Annotated in this window: 20 protein-coding genes; 18 read left to right on the forward strand and 2 right to left on the reverse strand. The window is 72.8% G+C overall.

All coding sequences use genetic code 11. The features are described from left to right. Nucleotides 1-15: 15 nt before the first annotated feature. Together DSM104299_RS02800 and DSM104299_RS02805 are read left to right on the forward strand one after the other, a co-directional pair. Nucleotides 16-5,370, forward strand: a complete 5,355-nt coding sequence (locus tag DSM104299_RS02800; protein ID WP_272475766.1) for a HAMP domain-containing protein — start codon at nt 16-18, stop codon at nt 5,368-5,370. A 4-nt stretch (nt 5,371-5,374) separates the two neighbouring features. After that, complete coding sequence (locus DSM104299_RS02805) at nt 5,375-7,279, forward strand: SpoIIE family protein phosphatase (RefSeq protein WP_272475767.1); 1,905 nt, start codon at nt 5,375-5,377, stop codon at nt 7,277-7,279. Here DSM104299_RS02805 and DSM104299_RS02810 read toward each other — a convergent pair. Beyond that, the gene (locus DSM104299_RS02810) at nt 7,238-7,966 is read right to left on the reverse strand and encodes an NlpC/P60 family protein (protein ID WP_272475768.1); all 729 of its coding nucleotides are present in this window, start codon (nt 7,964-7,966) and stop codon (nt 7,238-7,240) included. The two genes, DSM104299_RS02805 and DSM104299_RS02810, sit on opposite strands and share 42 nt — an antisense overlap. 111 nt (nt 7,967-8,077) lie before the next feature. Between DSM104299_RS02810 and DSM104299_RS02815 the strand changes: the two genes are divergently transcribed. The 16 genes from DSM104299_RS02815 (at nt 8,078) to DSM104299_RS02890 (ending at nt 21,915) form a co-directional block, all read left to right on the forward strand. Further along, nucleotides 8,078-8,935: a hypothetical protein gene (locus DSM104299_RS02815; RefSeq protein ID WP_272475769.1), complete on the forward strand. Its 858-nt coding sequence runs from the start codon at nt 8,078-8,080 to the stop codon at nt 8,933-8,935. Nucleotides 8,936-8,999: 64 nt separating this feature from the next. After that, the gene (locus DSM104299_RS02820; protein WP_272475770.1) at nt 9,000-10,295 is read left to right on the forward strand and encodes a DUF1800 domain-containing protein; all 1,296 of its coding nucleotides are present in this window, start codon (nt 9,000-9,002) and stop codon (nt 10,293-10,295) included. A 12-nt stretch (nt 10,296-10,307) separates the two neighbouring features. After that, nucleotides 10,308-11,657, forward strand: coding sequence for a DUF1501 domain-containing protein (locus DSM104299_RS02825; RefSeq protein ID WP_272475771.1), 1,350 nt, complete (start codon nt 10,308-10,310; stop codon nt 11,655-11,657). Continuing rightward, a complete protein-coding gene (locus tag DSM104299_RS02830) occupies nt 11,657-12,001 on the forward strand; it encodes a multicopper oxidase domain-containing protein (protein ID WP_272475772.1) in 345 nt (114 codons plus the stop codon). The genes DSM104299_RS02825 and DSM104299_RS02830 overlap by 1 nt, the downstream gene beginning before the upstream one ends. Before the next feature lie 39 nt (nt 12,002-12,040). Continuing rightward, nucleotides 12,041-12,484, forward strand: a complete 444-nt coding sequence (locus DSM104299_RS02835) for an ATP-binding protein (protein WP_272475773.1) — start codon at nt 12,041-12,043, stop codon at nt 12,482-12,484. 70 nt (nt 12,485-12,554) lie between these two features. Next, on the forward strand, nt 12,555-12,902 hold the full coding sequence (locus tag DSM104299_RS02840) for a hypothetical protein (RefSeq protein ID WP_272475774.1): 348 nt from the start codon (nt 12,555-12,557) through the stop codon (nt 12,900-12,902). 69 nt (nt 12,903-12,971) lie between these two features. Further along, nucleotides 12,972-13,706: a hypothetical protein gene (locus DSM104299_RS02845; RefSeq protein WP_272475775.1), complete on the forward strand. Its 735-nt coding sequence runs from the start codon at nt 12,972-12,974 to the stop codon at nt 13,704-13,706. Continuing rightward, entirely contained in the window at nt 13,703-15,403 is a 1,701-nt protein-coding gene (locus tag DSM104299_RS02850; RefSeq protein WP_272475776.1) for a copper resistance CopC/CopD family protein, read from the forward strand. The genes DSM104299_RS02845 and DSM104299_RS02850 overlap by 4 nt, the downstream gene beginning before the upstream one ends. After that, a complete protein-coding gene (locus DSM104299_RS02855; protein ID WP_272475777.1) occupies nt 15,400-15,636 on the forward strand; it encodes a hypothetical protein in 237 nt (78 codons plus the stop codon). The genes DSM104299_RS02850 and DSM104299_RS02855 overlap by 4 nt, the downstream gene beginning before the upstream one ends. 63 nt (nt 15,637-15,699) lie before the next feature. Next, entirely contained in the window at nt 15,700-16,416 is a 717-nt protein-coding gene (locus DSM104299_RS02860; protein WP_272475778.1) for a YcnI family protein, read from the forward strand. 9 nt (nt 16,417-16,425) lie between these two features. After that, nucleotides 16,426-17,244 carry a DsbA family protein gene (locus tag DSM104299_RS02865; RefSeq protein ID WP_272475779.1) on the forward strand — a complete coding sequence of 273 codons (819 nt, stop codon included), beginning with the start codon at nt 16,426-16,428 and terminating at the stop codon, nt 17,242-17,244. Beyond that, entirely contained in the window at nt 17,241-17,663 is a 423-nt protein-coding gene (locus DSM104299_RS02870; RefSeq protein ID WP_272475780.1) for a vitamin K epoxide reductase family protein, read from the forward strand. Before DSM104299_RS02865 ends, DSM104299_RS02870 begins: the two co-directional genes overlap by 4 nt. Beyond that, entirely contained in the window at nt 17,660-18,361 is a 702-nt protein-coding gene (locus DSM104299_RS02875) for a DsbA family protein (RefSeq protein WP_272475781.1), read from the forward strand. The genes DSM104299_RS02870 and DSM104299_RS02875 overlap by 4 nt, the downstream gene beginning before the upstream one ends. 49 nt (nt 18,362-18,410) lie before the next feature. Continuing rightward, the gene (locus DSM104299_RS02880; protein WP_272475782.1) at nt 18,411-18,659 is read left to right on the forward strand and encodes a ribbon-helix-helix domain-containing protein; all 249 of its coding nucleotides are present in this window, start codon (nt 18,411-18,413) and stop codon (nt 18,657-18,659) included. Beyond that, the gene (locus DSM104299_RS02885) at nt 18,656-19,066 is read left to right on the forward strand and encodes a type II toxin-antitoxin system VapC family toxin (RefSeq protein WP_272475783.1); all 411 of its coding nucleotides are present in this window, start codon (nt 18,656-18,658) and stop codon (nt 19,064-19,066) included. Before DSM104299_RS02880 ends, DSM104299_RS02885 begins: the two co-directional genes overlap by 4 nt. Before the next feature lie 14 nt (nt 19,067-19,080). After that, nucleotides 19,081-21,915 carry an aconitate hydratase gene (locus DSM104299_RS02890; protein ID WP_272475784.1) on the forward strand — a complete coding sequence of 945 codons (2,835 nt, stop codon included), beginning with the start codon at nt 19,081-19,083 and terminating at the stop codon, nt 21,913-21,915. A gap of 42 nt (nt 21,916-21,957) precedes the next feature. On the opposite strand, the gene DSM104299_RS02895 is transcribed toward DSM104299_RS02890, so the two are convergent. After that, nucleotides 21,958-22,353 carry a response regulator gene (locus tag DSM104299_RS02895; protein ID WP_272475785.1) on the reverse strand — a complete coding sequence of 132 codons (396 nt, stop codon included), beginning with the start codon at nt 22,351-22,353 and terminating at the stop codon, nt 21,958-21,960. Nucleotides 22,354-22,402 lie beyond the last annotated feature (49 nt).

Consider the following 22,402-nt stretch of genomic DNA (forward strand, 5'->3'; position numbering starts at 1 on the left):
TCCCAAGGAGGATCGATGGCCGGAACCCTGGCTGCCGACGAGGGCCGCTCACGCAAGAAGAGCGACGACGAGCAGGGCGAGCTCGACCCCGCAGCGCTGCGGAGGCTCGTGCAGGCGCTCGACGCCGCGGCCGACGGCGACTTCTCCAAGCGCCTGCCCGCCCGCCGCAAGGGCCTGATGGGCGAGATCGAGGCGTCGTTCAACCGCCTCGCCGAGCAGAGCCAGGCCCAGACCGCCGAGCTGGCGCGCATCGCCCGCCAGATCGGCCGCGAGGGCCGGATGACCGAGCGCGCCCGGACCGAGGGCGCCAAGGGCGACCACCTCGAGCGGATGACGATCGTCAACGGCCTGATCGACGACCTCGTGCGGCCGACGACCGAGGTCGCGCGCGTGATCGTCGCGGTGGCCGAGGGCGACCTGAGCCAGAAGATGGCGATGGAGATCGACGGCCAGCCGGTCAAGGGCGAGTTCGCCCGCATCGGCACGACGGTGAACGCGATGGTCGACCAGCTGTCGTCGTTCGCCTCCGAGGTGACGCGCGTGGCGCGCGAGGTCGGCACCGACGGCAAGCTCGGCGGCCAGGCGGCGGTCCCCGGCGTCTCGGGCACATGGGCCGACCTCACGGAGTCGGTCAACTCGATGGCCGCGAACCTCACCGGCCAGGTCCGCAACATCGCGCAGGTCACGACCGCGGTCGCCCAGGGCGACCTGACCCAGAAGATCACGGTGGACGCCCGGGGCGAGATCCTCGAGCTCAAGGACACCATCAACACGATGGTCGACCAGCTCGGGGGCTTCGCCGACGAGGTCACGCGCGTGGCGCGCGAGGTCGGCACCGACGGCAAGCTCGGCGGTCAGGCCGAGGTGCGCGGCGTGTCCGGCACGTGGCGCGACCTGACCGAGAACGTCAACTTCATGGCGCGCAACCTGACCGACCAGGTGCGCGGCATCGCCCAGGTCGCGGGCGCGGTCGCCAAGGGCGACCTGACCCAGAAGATCACCGTCGATGCCAAGGGCGAGGTCGCGGCGCTCGCCGACACGATCAACGCGATGACCGACACGCTGTCGGTCTTCGCCGAGCAGGTCACGCGCGTGGCGCGCGAGGTCGGCACCGAGGGCAAGCTGGGCGGCCAGGCCCAGGTGCCGGGCGTGTCGGGCACCTGGAAGGACCTGACCGAGTCGGTGAACTCGATGGCGGAGAACCTGACGGGTCAGGTCCGCAACATCGCGCTCGTCACGACCGCGGTCGCCCAGGGCGACCTGTCGCAGAAGATCGAGGTCGACGCGCGCGGGGAGATCCTGCTGCTGAAGGACACCATCAACACGATGGTCGACCAGCTGCGGTCGTTCGCCGACGAGGTGACGCGCGTGGCGCGCGAGACCGGAACCGAGGGCCGCCTGGGTGGCCAGGCCGTCGTGCCGGGCGTCGCGGGCACGTGGAAGGACCTCACCGACTCGGTGAACGTCATGGCGCGCAACCTGACCGACCAGGTCCGCGACATCGCGCGCGTGACGACCGCGGTCGCCAAGGGTGACCTGACCCAGGAGGTCACGGTCGACGTCAAGGGCGAGGTGCTCGAGCTGAAGCGCACCGTGAACACGATGGTCGACCAGCTGTCGTCCTTCGCCGACGAGGTCACGCGCGTGGCGCGCGAGGTCGGCACCGAGGGCAAGCTCGGCGGCCAGGCCGAGGTCAAGGGCGTCTCGGGCACGTGGCGCGACCTGACCGAGAACGTGAACTTCATGGCTGACAACTTGACCCACCAGGTGCGCAACATCGCGCAGGTGACGACGGCGGTGGCCCAGGGCGACCTGTCCAAGAAGATCACGGTCGACGCCCGCGGCGAGATCCTCGAGCTCAAGGACACCATCAACACGATGGTCGACCAGCTGCGCTCGTTCGCGGCCGAGGTGACGCGAGTCGCGAAGGAGGTCGGCACGGACGGCCGCCTCGGCGGCCAGGCCGAGGTCGAGGACGTCTCGGGCACGTGGCGGTCGCTGACCGAGTCGGTGAACTCGATGGCGGCCAACCTCACCGAGCAGGTGCGCGGCATCGCGACGGTGACCACGGCGGTGGCCAACGGCGACCTGTCCAAGAAGATCACCGTCGAGGCCAAGGGCGAGGTCGCGGCGCTGGCCGAGACCGTGAACGCGATGGTCGACCAGCTGCGCTCGTTCGCGGCCGAGGTCACGCGCGTCGCGCGGGAGGTGGGCACCGACGGCAAGCTCGGCGGCCAGGCGCAGGTCGAGGGCGTGTCAGGGACGTGGCGGTCGCTGACCGAGTCGGTGAACTCGATGGCCGACAACCTGACCGGCCAGGTGCGCAACATCGCCCAGGTGACGACGGCGGTGGCCCAGGGCGACCTGTCGCAGAAGATCACCGTCGACGCGCGCGGCGAGATCCTCGAGCTCAAGGACACCATCAACACCATGGTCGACCAGCTCGGCTCGTTCGCCGACGAGGTCACGCGCGTGGCGCGCGAGGTCGGCACCGACGGCTCGCTCGGGGGTCAGGCAGAAGTCCGCGGCGTCTCGGGTACGTGGCGCGACCTGACCGAGAACGTCAACCAGCTCGCGTCGACGCTGACCACCCAGCTGCGCGCGATCGCCGAGGTGTCCACCGCGGTGACCCAGGGCGACCTGACGCGGTCGATCACCGTCGAGGCCCAGGGCGAGGTCGCCGAGCTGAAGGACAACATCAACCAGATGATCGCCAACCTGCGCGAGACGACGCAGATCAACGTCGAGCAGGACTGGCTGAAGACGAACCTCGCGCGGATGGGCGGCATGCTCCAGGGGCAGGGCGACCTGACCCAGGTCACGCGCCTGATCATGAGCGAGCTCACGCCGCTGGTGACCTCGCAGCACGGCGCGTTCTTCCTCGTCGAGGGCGACGACCGCGACCAGGACCTGCGGCTCGTCGCGTCCTACGGCGTGGAGTCCGACGGGCCGGCGGGCCGCGAGCGCTTCGCGCTCGGCCAGGGCCTCGTCGGGCAGGCGGCCGTCGAGGGCAAGTCCATCATCATCGAGGACGTTCCCAAGGACTACATCAAGGTCGCCTCCGGCTTGGGTGAGGCGCCGCCGCGCAACATCATCGTGTTGCCCGTCGTCTTCGAGGAGCAGGTGCTCGGCGTCATCGAGCTGGCGTCGCTGCAGACGATCAGCGAGATCAACCGCGCGTTCCTGGAGCAGATCACCGAGACGATCGGCGTGGTGCTCAGCACGATCCGCGCGAACATGCGCACCGAGCAGCTGCTCGCGCAGTCGCAGTCGCTGGCCCGCGAGCTGCAGGCCAAGAACGTGGAGATCGAGTCGGCGCGCGCCGGCCTGGAGGAGAAGGCGACCCAGCTCGCGCTGTCCTCCAAGTACAAGTCCGAGTTCCTGGCCAACATGTCGCACGAGCTGCGCACGCCGCTGAACTCGCTGCTGATCCTGTCGCGGCTGCTGGCCGACAACGGCGACGGCAACCTCTCGCCCCAGCAGGTCGAGTTCGCCACCACCATCCACTCGGCCGGCAACGACCTGCTCGCGCTGATCAACGACATCCTCGACCTGTCCAAGGTCGAGGCCGGCAAGATGGAGCTCGACCTCGGGCCGGTGGCGCTGGCCGACGTCTGCGAGGACGTCGAGCGCTCGTTCCGGCCGGTGGCCGAGGAGAAGGGCCTGGAGTTCACGATCGTGGTCGACGACGCGCTGCCGGCGTCGATCGTCACCGACGAGCAGCGGCTGCAGCAGGTGCTGCGCAACCTGCTGTCCAACGCCTTCAAGTTCACGCCCAACGGCACGGTCAAGCTGACCGTGGCGCGCGACGCCGCCGAGCGGATCTCCTTCGGCGTGGCCGACACCGGCGTCGGGATCGCGGCCGACAAGCTCGCGTCGATCTTCGAGTCCTTCCAGCAGGCGGACGGCACGACGTCGCGCAAGTACGGCGGCACCGGCCTGGGCCTGTCGATCAGCCGCGAGATCTCGCGCCTGCTCGGCGGCGAGATCCGCGTGACGTCGGGCGTCGGCGACGGCTCGTGCTTCACGCTCGTCCTGCCGCTCGCGCACCGCACGGGCGACGGGACGCAGCTCGAGGCGCCGGTCTCCGAGCCGCCGCTGGCCGCGCCGCCCGCGGCGCCCTCCGAGTTGGCGGCGATGCTGCCCTACGACGGCGTCGAGGACGACCGCGGCTCGATCGCGCCCGGCGACCGCGTCCTGCTGGTCATCGCCCACGACGCCGGCCACGCCCAGGGCGCGCTCGCCGTCGCGCGCGAGCACGGGCTGAAGGGCCTGGTCGCGCGGCGCACGCCGCTCGGCCTCGCGCTCGCCCGCGAGTACCGGCCCGACGCGGTGCTGGTCTTCGCCGGCGACGGCCGCGGCGAGCGGCTGCTGGCCCAGCTCAAGTCCCACCCCGAGACGCGGCACCGCCCGGTGGTCGTGGCGGGCCCGGCCGGCGGCCGGTTGAGCGCGCTGCGCGCCGGCGCGGCGGCCTACGTGGACGAGGCGACCGCGGAGGGCGCGGGCGGTGGCACCGCCGCGCTGGCGGCGCTCGACGCGCTGGACCGGCTCAACACGCGCTCGGTCAAGCGGCTGGCGATCGTCCAGGAGGGCGACGGCCTGGACGTCGACACGCTGGAGCTGCTCGGCGCCGGCGACGACGTCGACGTGATGGTCCTCGGCCCCGACGGCGCGCCCGAGCGGCTGCGCACCGACAGCGTCGACTGCGCGGTGCTCGTCGTCCGGCCGGGCGCGAAGTGGCCGCTGGACGTGCTGATCGCCCTGGAGGGCGACGCGGCGATGCGCGAGCTGCCGCTGGTGCTGCACGTGCCCGACGCGCTGGCGCCGGAGGAGCGCGTCGCGCTGGAGGGCGCCTCGTCGCGCTCGGTCGTCGCCACGGCGTCGTCGCCGGACCGGCTGATCGACGAGACCGCGCTGTACCTGCACCGGCTGGAGACCCAGCTGCCGCAGCCGACGCGCAAGCTCCTGGCCAAGCTGCGGACGGCCGACCAGGTCTTCCACGGCAAGCGCGTGCTGATCGTCGACGACGACATCCGCAACGTCTTCGCGCTGGCCAGCGCGCTCGAGTCGCGCGGCATGAAGGTGGCATTCGCCGAGAACGGGCGCGAAGGGATCGAGCGGCTGCGCGAGCAGCCCGATACCGACCTCGTGCTCCTCGACGTCATGATGCCCGAGATGGACGGCTACGAGACCGCCCGCGCGATCCGCGCCATGCCGCGCTTCGACGCGCTGCCCATCATCCAGCTCACCGCCAAGGCCATGAAGGGCGACCGCGACAAGTCGATCAGCGCGGGGGCCAGCGACTACGTCACCAAGCCCGTCGACGTGGAGCAGCTCCTGTCCCTGATGCGCGTCTGGCTGCATCGCTGAGCCGATGGTCGAGGTCGATCCCGCACGCGTCCTGCTCGTCGACGACCGGCGTGAGAACCGGATCGCGCTCCAGGCCGTCCTGGAGCCGCTGCGCGTCGACGTCGTCGAGGCCGACTCCGGCGAGCAGGCCCTGCGCGAGGTGCTGGTCGACGACTTCGCGGTCATCCTGCTCGACGTCCAGATGCCCGGCATGGACGGCCTGGAGACCGCGGAGCTCATCAAGGCCCGCGAGCGCTCGCGCGACGTCCCGATCATCTTCCTGACCGCCGCCGAGAGCGACGTCTCCGAGGTCTTCGCCGGCTACGAGGCGGGCGCGGTCGACTTCCTCCTCAAGCCGTTCGACCCGCTGGTGCTGCGGTCCAAGGTGAAGGTCTTCGCCGACCTCGACAAGCACCGCCGCCAGCTCGCGCGCAGCGACGAGCTGGTGCGCAACGCGTTCGCGGCGTCGCCGTCGGGGATGGCGCTGTGCGACCTGGAGGGCTTGGCCCTGGAGGTCAACCCGGCGCTGGAGGTCCTAACGGGCCGTCCGACCGCGATGCTCGCGCGGGCGCCGATCCAGGAGGTCCTGATCGAACGCGACCGCCCGCAGCTGAACGAGCGTCTCCAGGCCGCCTCGACGCATGGCGACGGCGGCGAGCCGTTCACCGCGCACGTCGCCGGGATGGACGGGCAGCCGTGGCCGGTCGCGATCAGCGTGACCGCCGTGCGCGACGTCCACGGCGCGCCGCAGCAGCTGCTGGTGCAGCTGGCCGACGAGCGCGACCGGCGCATCGCCGCGACGCTGCAGCGCGCGCTGCTGCCCGAGCGGCTGCCGAGCGTCGTCGGCGTGACGATGGCGGCGCACATCTCGCCCGGCGCCGGCGGGACCCGCGTGGGCGGCGACTGGTACGACGCGATCGCGCTGCCGGGCGGCCGGCTCGGCATCGTCGTCGGCGACGTCGCGGGTCACGGCGTGGACGCGGCGGCGCGGATGGGCGAGCTGCGCTCGGTCGCGCGCGCCTACGCGCTGGAGGGCCACGGGACGGTCGGGCTGGTCGAGCGGATGAACGGCTATCACGCCGCGTTGGGCGCCGACCTCATGACCACCATGTTGTTCGCGATCCTGGAGATCGACTCCGGGACGCTGCGCTTCGTGAACGCCGGGCACCCGCCGCCGCTGGTCGTCGAGCAGGACGGGACGACGCGCGTCTTCGAGGGCGCGGGGCCGCCGCTGGGCGTGCTGGACACATGGCGCTACGAGGAGCGCGTCGCGACGCTCGCGCCGGGCATGACCGCGCTGCTCTACACCGACGGGCTGGTCGAGCGGCGCGGCGAGCGGCTGGACGCGGGGCTGGCGCGCCTGCGCGACGCGGTCGCGCGCGGCGGCGAGCCGGAGGAGATGGTCGCCGCGGCGCTGGAGGCCACCGACGCCGAGGGCGCCGACGACGACGTCACGCTCGTCGTGGTCCGCGGCGAGCCGCTGCTCGGGCCGGTCGCCCGGCTGAAGCTCTCGCCCGACCTCGACGCGCTCGTGTCGCTGCGCCGCCTGCTCGCGCGCTGGCTGCGCGAGGCGGGCGCCGAGGGCGACGAGGTCCACGACCTCGTGATGGCGGCGAACGAGGCGTGGCAGAACGCGCTGGAGCACGGGACCGGCTTTGCCCGCACGACCGTCGGCGTGGACCTCGAGGTCGACCAGCACGGCGAGGTCTCGATCACCGTCCGCGACGCGGGCTCGCGCGACCGCGCGCCGTCGGATCCAGACCGCGGGCGCGGCATCGAGCTGATGCGCGCGCTGGCCGACGAGGTGACGCTGGAGCTCGCGCCGCACGGCTCGACCGTGCGGCTGCGCCGGGCGCTGCGCTCCCCGCGGCCGGCGGTTGCCGCGCGGTCAGAGGTCGACGGGGTGGCGGACGGTGAAGCCCGCGTATGAGCGGGCCTTCGCGTCCTGCCAGCGCGTGCCGGTGACCTGCCGGCCCGAGGTGTCGAAGCGCAGGCCCGCGACGACCATGAACGCGTGGCCGGCGTTGGCGTAGATCGTCACCCACTTGCCGGGGCCGGGCTTGCCGAAGGACATCAACGTGCCCGACGTCTCCGGCCCCTTGAGGTAGCCGGCGGCCGCGAGCGCGTAGGACACGCTGCCGGAGCAGTCGTAGGCCGAGTCTGCCCAGATCTCGCCGGCGTTGCGGCCGTGACCGCCGCCGTAGACGTAGGGCTTGCGGGCGACGTCGTTGGCGGCGTGCATCAAGGCCACCAACTTGCGCGGCGCGGTGTCGGGCACGATCGCCAGGCCGCCGGCGCCGAGCGCGGCCTGGTCGAGGTTGGCGCCGCCCTTGCCGCCGTAGGCCTGCTCGAGGTCGGCCTGGACCTGCGCGTCGGTCGGCGCGCCGCCGGCCACGGCGGGCGCCTCGGGCAGCGCGTCCTTGGTCGCGGCGGCGGGCGTCGCCGACTCGGTCGTCGCGGTGCGCTTGGCGCCGGTGGGATCCGGCGGCGGCAGGTAGGGGTCGTCGACGTTCCAGGCCTGCACGGCGCCCGAGGACGACGTGCTCGAGCCGCACGCCGCGACGCCCGCGGCGAGGCAGGCGACGAGGGCGCAGGTGAGGGCGCGGTGCGACGCCATCCGAGCCCCAGTATCGGCGACGCGCCGCGCCGGTGCGTCAGCGCGCGCGCCGCTTCGGCCAGCGGCGCCGCGCCGCGGCGCCGCACCGGTCGTCCGGATACGGTCTCGCGCATGCTGCCCGTCCTCGCCGTGGCCGCCGCGTCGATCGTCGCCGGCTGTCCCGTCTTCCCGGCCTCCAACCCGTGGAACCAGGACATCTCCCACGCGCCGGTCGCGCCGCGCTCCGCCGCCTACGTGAAGTCCATCGGGCTGCGCGCCGGCCTGCATCCCGACTTCGCGTCCACGACCTACGGGATCCCGTTCCGCGTGGTGCCCGAGACCCAGAAGCCGGTCCCGATCCACTTCACCGCCTACGGCGCGTCGAGCGACAAGGGCCCGTACCCGGTGCCGCTGACCGCGCCGGTCGAGGCCGGCTCGGACCGGCATGTCGTCGTCCTCCAGCGCGGCACGTGCAAGTTGTACGAGCTGTTCGGCGCGCATCGCGCGGGCCGCGGCTGGAACGCGGCGGCTGGCGCGCGCTTCGACCTGCGGACGGGCGCGCTGCGCCCGGCGCGGTGGACGTCGGCCGACGCCGCCGGCCTGCCGATCTTCCCCGGGCTCGCGCGCGCCGACGAGGCGGTGGGCAACGGGGAGATCACGCACGCGCTGCGCGTCACGGTCCCGCGGACGCAGAAGGCCTACATCTCGCCCGCGCGCCACTACGCGTCGCCGTCCAGCAACCCCGACCTGCCGCCCATGGGCCTGCGGCTGCGGCTGAAGGCCAGCTTCGACACGAGCCGCTTCCACGGCCAGGCGCGCGTGATCCTCTCGGCGCTCAAGCGCTACGGGATGATCGTCGCCGACAACGGCTCGCCCTGGTACATCACCGGCGCGCCGGACCGCCGCTGGGACGACGACGACCTGCACGCGCTCGGCCAAGTGTCAGGATCCGCGTTCGAAGCTGTGCAAACCGGCGCAATCGAGCGCTGAGCCCCGCACCGGCATCCGGTGCGAGCTACGGTGAGCGGCAGTGGCGGGGTGGAACGAGGCACACGTGCGCCGCGTGCTGTGGCGCGCCGGGTTCGGGGCGACCGCGCACGAGGCGCGGAAGTGGTCGCATCGCGGACGCGGCGCGACCCTGGCCTGGCTGCTGTCTCCGAACGGACGCAAGGCGCCGTTGGAGCCCGGGCCCAAGCCGATGGCGCTGGACCCGGCCAACGAGTACGGCCACGACATGTTGTGGTGGATGGACCGCATGGTCCGCACCACGCGGCCGCTCGAGGAGAAGATGGTCCTGCTCTGGCACGACCACTTCGCGACGCGCGACGTCGACACGCCGCTGATGCTGCGCCAGAACGCGCTCTTCCGCCGCCGCGCGCTCGGGTCGTTCCCGGCGCTGCTGTCCGACGTCATGGAGGACCCGGCGATGGGCTCGTTCCTGAACCTGATCGGCTCCTACAAGGACGAGCCCAACGAGAACTTCGCGCGCGAGCTGATGGAGCTCTTCACGCTCGGCGAGGGCAACGGCTACACGGAGACCGACGTCCGCGAGGCCGCCCGCGCGCTGACCGGCATCGTCAAGGGCCGCGAGGTCGGCGGCGTGCTCATGTCCACCAAGTTCGACCCCGAGAGCCACGACAGCGGCTCCAAGAGGATCTTCGGCCACCGCGGCCACTGGAGGCCGCACGACGTCCTGCGCCTCTGCGTCGCCCACCACGCGCACCCCGAGTTCCTGGTGCGCAAGCTGTGGGCGTTCTTCGTCGACGAGCCGCTGCCGAAGTCCACGCGCGTGCGCCTGCAACGCGTCTACACCGGCTCGGGCCACCGGCTCAAGCCGGTCGTGCGCGAGATCCTCGACCACCCGCTGCTCTACGCCCACCTCGACGCGCCGACGATGGTCAAGGCGCCGGTCGTCGCGATCGCCGGCATGCTGCGCGCGACGCGGCTGGGCGTGAAGACCGACGACTGGGTCTGGGTCACGGCCGGCATGGGCCAGCGGCTGTTCTCGCCGCCGTCGGTCGCGGGGTGGGACTGGGGACCGGCGTGGATGTCGTCCAACGGGATGCGCACGCGCTTCGTGGCGGCCAACGTCGCGCTCTCGCAGCCGGGCCTGAAGGTCGAGGACGAGGACACGCCGCTGGACCTCTCGCCCCGCGAGCACCTCGACCGCGCGCTGGCCGCGCTCGGCCACCCCTGGGCGAGCGAGCGGACCAAGAAGGGGATGATCTCGCTGGCCAAGGGCTACCAGTCGATGGCCGGCCAGAAGTGGCAGAAGCAGACCGCCGCCGACATGACCCAGCGGGCGATGCGCCACCTGCTGCTGTCCGCTCCCGACGCGCAAGTGCATTAGGTCGACGCCTCCATGCCCCGAACCCGCGCCCACGCCGCCTGCCAGGACTTCCACCGCGCCAGCGAGGCCGCGCGCCGCGACGTGCTCACGCGCCGCCAGATGCTCAGGTGGGGCATCGGCGCCGGCGTCACGGTGTACGCGTCGTCGATGCTCCCGACCGGCCACCTGCTCGACGCGGCCGCCGCCGAGGCCGCGGCCGCGCCCGACGCGCCGGTGCTCGTCTCGGTCTTCCTGCCCGGTGGCCTGGACCTGCTCGACACGGTGATGCCGCTCAACCAGGAGGGGCCGCTGCGCGACCTGCGCGGCGCGGTCTCCCCGGCCGAGCCGGCGCTGCTGGGCAACGGCCTGGGCCTGCATCTCGCGCTCACGCGCGGCCCGGGCGGCGGCATCAAAGGCCTCTACGACCGCGGGCAGGTCGGCTTCCTGCCCGGCATCGACTACGCCAACCCCAACCTGTCGCACTTCGCCTCGCGCGCGTTCTGGGAGACCGGGATGGTCTCCCAGCAGTCGGTCTCCGGCTGGCTCGGGCGCTGGCTCGACCGCCACGGCTCGCGCGACAACCCGCTGCAGGGCCTGAGCGCGGGCTACGGCCTGTCGCCGACGCTGAAGTCCGTCGACGCGCCGGTCGCCTCGATCTCCGACGCCGGCGACGCGCAGTTGTCCATGTGGTCGGTCTGGGGCGACTGGGGCACCGCCGCGGTCGAGGCCTACGCCGCGCTGGCCAACTCGACGCCGCACGCCGCGGGGCCGGCCTCCGCCGCGCGCGCCGCCCGGTTGGCCCACACGGTCTCCGACCGGCTGGCGCCGTTCCGGCGCAAGGACGACAAGTCGCCCGACCCGCTCGCCGGGCCGGTGACCTACCCGGCCGACAACGACACCGCCGACCGCCTGAAGGTCCTCGCCGGCCTGCTCGCCCAGCCGCTCGGGATCCGCGTCGCGACCGTCGACGCCGACGGCGAGTTCGACACCCACGAGGGCCAGGCCGCGACGCTCACGCGCGACCTCGGCGCCGTCGGCGAGGCGCTGGCGACCTTCCAGGCCGACCTCGAGGCGCGCGGCATCGCCGACCGCGTCCTGACGTTCGTGTGGTCGGAGTTCGGCCGCCGGCCGATCGCGAACAAGTCGGGCGGCACCGACCACGGCGCCGGCGGCGTCGCGTGGGTCCAGGGCCCGCGGGCGCTCGGCGGGATCCTCACCGAGTACCCGTCGCTCACCGACCTGGACCCGGAGAAGAACCTCAAGGTCACCGTCGACTTCCGCCGCGTCTACAGCTCGCTGCTGGCGCAGTGGCTGGGCACCGACCCGGCCGAGGTGATCCCCGGCGCCGCGCAGTTCGGCCAGGTCCAGATGGTGCGGACCTGATGTTCGCGGTCGACTCGGCACCGGCGCCCGCGCCCGCCACGTCTGTCGGGATCGGCGAGCGCGAGTTCTCGATCGCGGTCTACCGGCCGCGGGTCCGTCCGGGCCGCCTCAAGCTCAACGTGCGCAACCTGGGCGAAGACGTGCACGACCTCGTCGTCCGGCGCGCCGGAAAGCGGGTCGGCGGCTTGACCACGGTGGTCAAGCCCGGCGCGACGGCCACGCTGCGGCTGACGCTGCGCCAGACCGGGCGCTATCAGCTCATCTGCACGGTCGCCGACCACGAGGCGCGCGGCATGCAGGCCACGCTGGTCGTCAGCAGGCGTCGGACTTCGAACGGGACCTGACCGACCGGAGGGATTGAGGCGGCGGCCCATCGGTGACCCTTGTCGTACACCACGGTCCCGCAGTCCCTCATCATGGCCCTCACCCGCTCCAGCACCGACATCCTCCTGGCCTTCGCACCGATCCCCGACGCGGTGCGCGCCGCTCGGCACGCGCTGCGCGAGCGCGGCCTGAACCCCGATCTCGACCACACCGTCGCGCTGCTGACGTCCGAGCTCGTAGGCAACGCGGTCCGGCACGCCGGGCCGCTGAGCCCGACCGAGCGGATCGTCTTCCACGCGCGTCTGAGCGACGACCACGTGCGCGTCGAGGTCGCCGACCACGGGCCGGGCTTCGACCCCGAGGTCCGGCACGAGACGTCGGGCTTCGGCCTGCGCCTGGTCGACAAGCTGGCGTCCCGCTGGGGCGTCGAGCGCACCGCGCGCGGCTGCCGCGTGTGGTTCGAGGTGGACCGCCGGCGCGGTCGCTTCGAGCGCGACGAGTAGCGCAGCCTGGCCGGTCCGGCAGGGCCGGACGTCCGCCCGTCGTACCGAAACCGCGTACAGTCCCCTCGCGATGCCCGTCCGCCGGGACCTCCGCCCCCTCCTCGCGATCGCCGTTCTCGGCGTCGTCGTGGCGTTGGCCGAGAGCGTCACCGGCCTGCACACGGGCCTCCTGCTGCTGTCGCCGGCGCTGGTGCTCGCGCTCCCGCTGCTGGCCGGTCGCTACTTCGGCGCCGATGCGCTGGAGCGCCTCGCCGCCCGTGCCGCCGTCCCGCGGCGTCGCCGCGTGGCGCCTGCCGGCGCCGGCCTCCCTCGTCGCCGCCCGCGCGCCAGCGCGGTCCGCGGTGGCCGCCTGATCGCGGCCGCGCTCGCCGAGCGCGGACCGCCGTCGATGGTCGCGTCGTCCACGACGACGTCCTGAGCGCCTGACCCGCGCGCGGCCCTGCCGCGCGCCGCCGACCATCACCCATACCTTCGGAGGACCGCGCCCATGCGCCGCCCCCTGGCCGCCGTTGCCGCCGTCGCGCTCGTCGCGACCGCGTCGATCGCGCCGACCGCCGCCCTGGCCCACCAGGGCAACCCGAACATGAAGTCCGTCGTTCGGGACCTCCAGCCGCACGTCCCCGGCGTGTCGCTGCAGGTCCTGTCCGGCGACGACCGCTTCCAGATCACGAACCGCAGCACGACCACCGTGCTGGTCCAGGGCTACGAGAAGGAGCCCTACGCCCGGATCACGCCCGACGGCACCGTGACCGTCAACCACAACTCGCCGGCGTTCTACCTCAACACCGACCGCTACGGCGCGGTGACGGTCCCCAAGACGGCGACCGCGAGGGCGACGCCCGACTGGCACGTCCTGGACAAGACCGGCGTGTTCGAGTGGCACGACCACCGCATGCACTACATGGCGCGCGGCATCCCGTCGATCGTCAAGGACAAGTCGGCCAGGACCAAGATCTTCGACTACCGGATCCCGATCCAGATCGGCGGCAAGGAAGGTCAGATCCTCGGGACGCTGTGGTGGGCCCCGGCCAAGGACGGCGGCCCGCCGACCGGCGCGATCGTGGCGTTCGTCGTGCTGGTGCTGGCGGGCCTGGGCGCGGTGCTGGTCGCGCGGCGGCGCCGGCGCGGCGCGGACGACGGCGACGACGGCGACGGCGACGGTCAGCCGCCGGCGGGCGAGGCGCGCCCCGCGACGGCCGGCTCCGCCGGCGAGGCCTGGTGAAGCGGGCCGCGCTCATCCTCGGCGCGGTCCTCGCGCTGCTCGCGACGCTGCCGGCCGGCGCGCTCGCGCACGCCACGCTGGAGCAGACCACGCCGGGCCGCGGCGCGGTCGCCCAGTCCGAGCCGCGGCAGGTCGTGCTGCGCTTCGACGAGTCGGTCGAGGGGAACTTCGGCGCCGTCCGGGTCTTCGACGCGCGCGGCGACCGCGTCGACGACGGGCCCGTCACGCATCCTGGCGGCACGGGGGCGAAGCTCGCCGTCGGGCTGAAGCCGGGCCTGAAGGACGGCACCTACACCACCACCTACCGCGTCATCTCGGCCGACTCGCATCCGGTGTCCGGCGGCTTCGTGTTCTCGATCGTCCGCGCCGGCGCGGCGCCGGCCGAGACCGTGGGCGACCTGCTCGCGGGCTCGTCGACGGGGCGCGTCACCGAGGGCGCGTTCGGGATCGCGCGGGGCGCCGACTACCTGGCGATCGCGCTCGTCCTCGGGACGTTGGCCTTCATCCTGCTCGCCTGGCCGCGCGGCGCGCCGATCGAGGCCGAGGCGGCGTTCGCGCGGAGGACGCGGACGCTGCTGCTCGCCGGCGCCGCGATCGGCGTGCTCAGCGGGGCCGCCGGCATCGTGCTCCAGGGCGCGACCGCGGGCGGGACGACGTTCTGGACCGCGCTGGATCCCGGCACCGTGCGCGAGGTGCTCGGCACGCGCTTCGGGACCGTCTGGGGCCTGCGCGTCGTCGACTTCGTCGCGCTCGGCGCGCTCGCCCTGGCGGTCGGGCCGCCGCGCCGCGGCAACCCCTGGCTCTACGCCCTGCCCGCCGCGTTCCTCGCGCTCACGCCGGCGCTCGGCGGCCACGCGACCACGCAGCACCCGGTCGCGCTGCTCGCGCCGCTGGACGTCGTCCACGTGCTGGCGATGAGCGCGTGGGTCGGCGGGCTGGTCGTGCTGGTGCTCGCCGTGCCGGCCGCGACGCGCGCGATCGGCGACGCCGCCGCCCGCACGCCGCTGCTCGCGTCGACGCTCTCGCGCTTCTCGGCCGTGGCGCTGACCTGCGTGGGCCTGCTGATCGCCTCGGGCACCGCGCAGTCGATCGTCCACCTGCGCTCGTTCGGCGACTTCCTCCACACCGCCTTCGGCCGCGCGGTGCTGATCAAGATCATCATCCTGCTCGCGCTGATCGGGCTCGGCGCGCTGAACCGCCGGCGCAGCGTCCCGCGCCTGCGCGCCGCGGCGGCCGCCGGCGCGACGCCGGGCGCGGCCGGCCGCGTGCTGCGGACCACGCTGCGCGTGGAGGTCGGCCTCGTCGTCGTCGTGCTCGCGGTCACCGCCGCGCTGGTGTCCTACGCGCCGCCGTCCGCGCTGTCGGCAGGCCCGTACTCGCACGCGACGCGCACGGGCCCGCTGGAGATCGAGATGACCGTCGACCCGGCGCGCGCCGGGATCAACGCCATGCACCTGTACGTGTTCGCTGCCAAGGACGGCGCGCCGTTCGACGGCACCAAGGAGCTGACGGTCGACGCGCAGCTGAAGAGCAAGGGCATCGGCCCGCTGCACGCCACGCTGCACCGTGCCGGCCCGGGCCACTACGTCGCCGACGCGATGACGCTCGCGCCGGGCGGGACGTGGACGGTCACGGTGACCGACCGCGTCTCGGACTTCGACGAGTACGCCGCGCGCTTCGAGGTGCCGGTGCAGTGAGCCTCCTGCTCGAGCTCGTCCCGTTCCTGCTGCTGGCCGGCACGCTGCTGTGCGGCCGCTACCCGGGCGAGCGCACGCTCGCGACGCGCCTGCTCCGGGCGCGCCGCCCCCGCCTGCGCCGGCGGCGGAGGGGCGTCGTGGCCCGCACGCCGCGCCGCCCCTTCGCCGCCGCTCCTCGCGGCGGCCGCCTCGTCGGCGCCGCCGTCGCCTCCCGTCCTCCACCGCTGGGCTGACGTCCCTCACGCACCACCGAGCATCACCTACGTCAACCCCAGCAACACAAGGACATCAAGAACATGAAGCGCATCACCCTCGCCTCCGTGGCCGCCGCCGGCGCTCTCGTCGTGCCCGCCGCCGCCCAGGCCCACGTCACGCTGCAGCCCAAGACGGCCGCGGCCGGCTCCTACGTCGTCGAGGACGTCCGCGTCCCGAACGAGACCGACGACGCGGTGACCACGAAGGTCGCCGTCCAGCTCCCGGAGGGCTTCGCCGAGGCCTCCTACCAGTCCGTTCCCGGGTGGACCGTCAAGGTCGTCAAGGAGAAGCTCGCCACGCCGGTCAAGACCGACGACGGCGAGGTCACCGAAGGCGTCAAGTCCGTCACCTGGACGGCGAAGACGAAGGCCGACGGGATCGCGCCGGGGCAGTTCCAGGACTTCCCGCTGTCGGTGCAGATCCCCGGCAAGGCCGGCGACACGCTGACCTTCAAGGCGCTGCAGACCTACAGCGACGGGACGGTCGCGCGCTGGATCGGCGCGCCGGACGCCGACAAGCCGGCACCGCAGGTGGCGGTGACCGCGGCGGCCGACGACCACCACGCGGCCGCGAGCGCGGGCACCGCGACGACCGAGGAGACCTCGGCGCCGGCGGCCGCGGTCAGCACGGCGTCGGACGGTTCCGACGGCGACGACTCCAACACGCTCGCGATCATCGCGCTCGTCGTCGGCGCGCTCGGCCTGGCGGCCGGCGGCGCGGGCCTGGCGTCTGCGCGGCGAGCCGGGCGTACCCTCTGACGCACCGTCATGTCTGACCCTTCCACCACACCCACCAAGCGCGAGCGGCGAGAAGCCGCTCGCGCCGAGCGCCAGGAGCGCGAGTCGGCCGCCGCGGCGGCCGACACGCGCCGCAAGAGGCTGCTCACGCTGCTCGGCCTGCTCGGCGCCGCGGTCGTGATCGTCGTCGTCGCGATCGTGATCTCGTCCGGCGGCTCGAGCGACAAGCCGACGCCGGCCGCCAGCAGCGGCGGCGACGTCGCGGGGGTCGCCGAGACCAAGGCGCTGATCGGCGGGATCCCGCAGAGCGGCATCACGCTCGGCAAGGCCGACGCGCCGGTGACGATCGTCGAGTTCGCCGATCCGCAGTGCCCGTTCTGCAAGGAGTACACGTTGAACGAGATGCCGGCGGTCGTGAAGCAGTACGTCCGGACCGGCAAGGCCAAGATGGAGCTGCGGTACCTGACGTTCATCGGGCCGGACTCGGTCACCGCCGCCCAGGCGCTGCAGGGCGCCGCCCCGCAGAGCCGGTTCTGGGAGGCGTCCGACCTCTTCTACCGCAACCAGGGCGAGGAGAACTCGGGCTACGTCACGGACGACTTCCTGAAGGGGATCCTGACCGGCGCGGGCGCCGACGCGACCAAGGCGCTGGCCGCGGGCTCGTCGTCGGCCGTGGCCGAGCAGCTCGGCGAGGCCAAGACGCTGGCCAGCCGCTACGGCGTGGACAGCACGCCGACGATCCTCGTCGGGCCGACCGGCGGGGAGCTGAAGAAGGACACCGAGAGCGCGCCGACCGCGGCGGGCATCGGGAAGCTGGTCGACGCGGCCGCCGCGAAGGGCGGCACGTGAGCGACCGCGCGCTGCGCACCGCCGGGCTCGTCCTGGCGGTGCTCGGCGTCGGCATCGCGGGCTACCTCGTCTACGTGCACTACGCGGACATCGACCCCGTGTGCAACATCGCGCACGGCTGCCACAAGGTGCAGACGTCGGACTACGCCGAGCTCGCCGGCATCCCGGTCGCGTTGTTGGGGTTGATCGGCTACGTCGTCATCCTGGGCGCGCTGGTGGCCCCGGGGGAGGCGGCGCGGATGGTCGCGGCGCTCACTGCCCTCGTCGGCTTCGGGTTCTCGATGTACCTGACCTACCGCGAGCTGTTCACGATCGACGCGATCTGCCAGTGGTGCGTCGGCAGCGCGATCCTGATGACCGGACTGGCAGGGGTGTGCACGTGGCGCCTCCTGCGTGAACCCGACACCATGGTGGCGTGAGCCGCCGTCTGACCGTCTTCTCCGTCCTGCTCGGCGCCGCCACGGCGATCGTGGTGGCGGCGGTCCTGATCAGCAGCGGCGGCAGCAGCGACCCGACCAAGCCGCGCAAGGCCTCGACGCGCGACGTCACGCGCATCCTGCGCGGCATCCCGCAGAACGGCCTGGTCCTCGGCGACCCCAAGGCGCCGGTCCTGCTGGTGGAGTTCGCCGACCTGCAGTGCCCGTTCTGCCGCGAGTTCGCCGCCGAGTCGTGGCCGGACATCGTGCAGCGGTACATCCGCAGCGGCAAGGTCAAGATGGAGCTGCGGCTGACCAACGTCCTCGGCGAGGACTCGGTCAAGGCCAACAAGGCCGTGATGGCCGCGGCGCTGCAGAACCGCATGTGGGACGCGTCGATGCGGTTCTACGACGTCCAGGGCCAGGAGCAGAGCGGCTACGTCAACGACCGCTTCCTGCGCGGCGTGCTCAGCGGCGTCCACGGCCTCGACGCCACGCGCGCGATGCGCGACCGCACGTCTCCCCAGGTCCTCGACCAGCTCGCGGCCGTCCACTCGATGATGTCGCGCTACGACGTGCGCGCCACGCCGACGCTGATGATCGGGACCGACGCCAACGACCTCACGCAGCTCTCGGACGGCGTCGTGTCCTCCGACAAGCTGGCGCAGGCGATCAACGAGCAGCTGCTGAAGACGGTCTGACAGCAGGGGTGGTGCGGGTGGTGCGTAGGGTGTTACCCTACATCTCACCATGCTGAAGAAGACCAGCATCTACCTCGACGAGGAGCTCGACCACGGGCTGGCTCGCCGGGCCGCCGAGGAGGGCATCACCAAGGCGGAGTACATCCGCCGGACGCTCTCGGGCGCGGTGCAGCGGCCGAAGCGGCCCAAGCCGACAGCGGTGGGCTTCATGGACGATGGACCGACCGACGTCTCCAGCAACGTCGACAGATACCTCGCCGAGACGGGCTTCGGCGAGCCGCGCGAACCGATGAAGTGACGATCGTCGCCGACACCTCGTTCATCCTCGCCGTCGTCCGCGGTCGCGACGAGCACCACGACCTCGCCACCGCGTGGATGCGGGAGATCGACGAGGAGCTCGTCACCTCGCCGCTGACCCTCGCCGAGCTTGACCACATGGTCCCTCGGTTGTCCGGCGAGCGTGCGCAGCACGCCCTCTGGGACGACTTCGACCGCGGCGTCTACGGCGTGCGCTGGTGGGCGGACGCGCTCTCCGAGACGCTCGCCATCGCGCGCCGTCGCCCGTTCCTCGGCCTGGCTGACGCATCGCTGGTCGCGCTCTCGGGCCGTCTTCGCACCAACCGCATCGCCACCTTCGACCAGCACTTCCGATCCATTTTGACTCCTGACGGGGAAGCCTTCGTGGTGCTCCCCGCCGATCGCTGAAAGGACCACGAACCATGGCCTCCGAACACCCCAACTCCTTCGATGCCGAGGGCACGCTGAAGGTCGGCGAGCGCGAGCTCGAGATCTTCCGCCTCAACGCGCTGCAGTCCAAGTTCGACGTCGCGCGCCTGCCGTTCAGCCTCAAGATCCTGCTCGAGAACCTGCTGCGCACCGAGGGCAACGGCGCGGTCGACGCGGCCGACATCGAGGCGCTCGCCACGTGGGACGCCAAGGCGGACCCGAGCAAGGAGATCGCCTTCACGCCCGCACGCGTGGTCATGCAGGACTTCACCGGCGTGCCGGCCGTGGTCGACCTCGCAGCGATGCGCGACGCGATGGCCGACCTCGGCGGCGACCCGGCCAAGATCGAGCCGCTCGTCCCGGCCGAGCTGGTCATCGACCACTCCGTCCAGGTCGACGAGTTCGGCACCCGCACCGCCTTCGCGTTCAACGCCGAGCGCGAGTTCGAGCGCAACCGCGAGCGCTACGAGTTCCTGAAGTGGGGCCAGGACGCGTTCGAGACGTTCAAGGTCGTCCCGCCGGACACCGGCATCGTCCACCAGGTCAACCTGGAGTACCTGGCCCGCGTCGTCTTCGTCGACGACAAGACCGGCCGCGCGTACCCGGACACGCTGGTCGGCACCGACTCGCACACCACGATGATCAACGGCCTCGGCGTCCTGGGCTGGGGCGTGGGCGGCATCGAGGCCGAGGCCGCGATGCTCGGCCAGCCGATGTCGATGCTCATCCCGCAGGTCGTCGGCTTCAAGCTCAACGGCGAGCTGCCCGAGGGCGCGACCGCGACCGACCTCGTGCTCACCGTCACCGAGATCCTGCGCAAGAAGGGCGTCGTCGGCAAGTTCGTGGAGTTCTTCGGCCCGGGCGTCACCGCGCTGCCGCTGGCCGACCGCGCGACGATCGGCAACATGTCGCCGGAGTTCGGCTCGACCTGCGCGATCTTCCCGATCGACGCCGAGACGCTGCGCTACCTGGCCTTCTCGGGCCGGCCGAAGGAGCTCATCGAGCTGGTCGAGGCCTACGCCAAGGAGCAGGGCCTCTGGCACGACGAGCACGCCGAGGTGCCGACCTACACCGACATCGTCGAGCTGGACCTGTCGACCGTCGAGCCGTCGCTGGCAGGCCCGAAGCGCCCGCAGGACCGCATCGCGCTGTCCGGCGCGAAGGAGGGCTTCCGCGCGTCGCTGGCCGAGCTGCTGGGCGAGGACGAGGCGGCCGACCTCGGCCACGGCCACGACGAGGCGATCGCCGAGACGTTCCCGGCCTCGGACCCGCCGGCCAACGGCGCGCCGGGCCACGACGCCGACCCGCACGACGCGGACGACGCGCCCGCGGGCGCCGTCGCCGCCGGCGCCGTGATCGCGGAGCGCTCCGCGTCGGCCGTCCACACGACGCTCGACGGCGAGGCGTTCGACCTCGACCACGGCCACGTCGTCATCGCGGCGATCACGTCCTGCACCAACACCTCCAACCCGTCGGTCATGCTCGCCGCCGGGCTGCTCGCCCGCAACGCCGTGGCCAAGGGCCTGACGCGCGCGCCGTGGGTCAAGACGTCGCTGGCGCCCGGCTCGAAGGTCGTCACCGAGTACTACGAGCGCGCCGGCCTGACCGGCGACCTCGAGGCGCTCGGCTTCAACCTCGTCGGCTACGGCTGCACGACCTGCATCGGCAACTCCGGCCCGCTGCCGGACGCGATCTCCAAGGCCGTCAACGACGGCGACCTCGCGGTCACGTCGGTCCTCTCGGGCAACCGCAACTTCGAGGGCCGGATCAACCCCGACGTCAAGATGAACTACCTGGCGTCGCCGCCGCTCGTCGTCGCCTACGCGATCGCCGGGACCATGGACATCAACCTCACCGAGGACGCGCTGGGCGTCGGCTCCGACGGCACCGAGGTCTACCTGAAGGACATCTGGCCCTCGACGGCCGAGGTCGCCCGCACGGTCGAGGAGGCCGTGCAGTCCGACATGTTCCGCTCGTCCTACGGCGAGGTCTTCGACGGCGACGCGAACTGGCGGGGCCTGGAGGTCCCGACCGGCGACCGCTACGCCTGGAGCGACGACTCCACCTACATCGCCAAGGCGCCGTACTTCGACGGCATGGACCCCGAGCCCTCGCCGGTCACCGACATCGAGAACGCGCGCGTCCTGGCCAAGTTGGGGGACTCGGTCACGACCGACCACATCTCCCCGGCGGGCGCGATCAAGAAGGACGGCCCCGCGGGCGCCTACCTCCAGGAGCGCGGCGTCGAGCCCAAGGAGTTCAACTCCTACGGGTCGCGGCGCGGCAACCACGAGGTGATGATCCGCGGCACGTTCGCGAACATCCGCCTGCGCAACCAGCTTGCGCAAGGGACCGAGGGCGGCGTCACGCGGCACCTTCCGGACGGGGCGGAGACCTCGATCTTCGAGGCGAGCGAGCAGTACATCGCCGACGGCATCCCGCTCGTCGTGCTCGGCGGCGCCGAGTACGGCTCGGGCTCCTCGCGCGACTGGGCGGCCAAGGGCACCAACCTGCTCGGCGTGCGCGCCGTGATCGCGGTGTCCTTTGAGCGCATCCACCGCTCCAACCTGGTGGGGATGGGCGTCCTGCCGCTGCAGTTCCCCGAGGGCGAGACCGCCGAGTCGCTGGGCCTCACCGGCGAGGAGGAGCTCACGATCACGGGCTTCGCCGAGCCGCTGAACGCCGGCGAGCTGCCGCGCGAGGTCGACGTCGAGGCCGGCGACGTCTCGTTCAAGGCCCGCGTCCGGATCGACACGCCCAAGGAGGCGGACTACTTCCGCCACGGCGGGATCCTGCGCTACGTGCTGCGCCAGCTTGCCGCGGCGTAACGGCCAGCGGCTCGCCGCCGACGCCGCGTAGCGCCTAGGCGATCACGCGACCGCCGCCTCGGATGACGATCCGGGGCGGCGGCCCGCGACGCGGATCGCGTCGAACAGGGCGTCGACGTCGACGGCCTTGTCCACCAGCCCGCACGCGCCCGCGGCCTTGGCCGAGCGCTCGAGCGCCGGCGTCGGGTCGGCGGTGTACAGCAGCACCGACGGCGCGTCGGGCTCGGCCCGGACCGCGCGACACAGCTCGACGCCGTCCTCGTCGCCGAGCCGGTGGTCGAGGACGACGACGTGCGGCTGCCCGCGGCGGAGCAGCGTCCACATGGCCTCGCCGTTCTCCGCGCCGCCGATGCACCGGAAGCCGGGCTCGGCGCGGAGCACGGCCTCGAGGCCCGCGCGCAGCACAGGGTGATCGTCGACGACGAGGACGCGGATCATGGGCGGTGGAGGAGACGATGCACGACGCGAGCCCCCGTGTCGATGCGGA

Origin of the sequence: Baekduia alba, from assembly GCF_028416635.1 — a bacterium.
Lineage (GTDB): Bacteria > Actinomycetota > Thermoleophilia > Solirubrobacterales > Solirubrobacteraceae > Baekduia > Baekduia alba.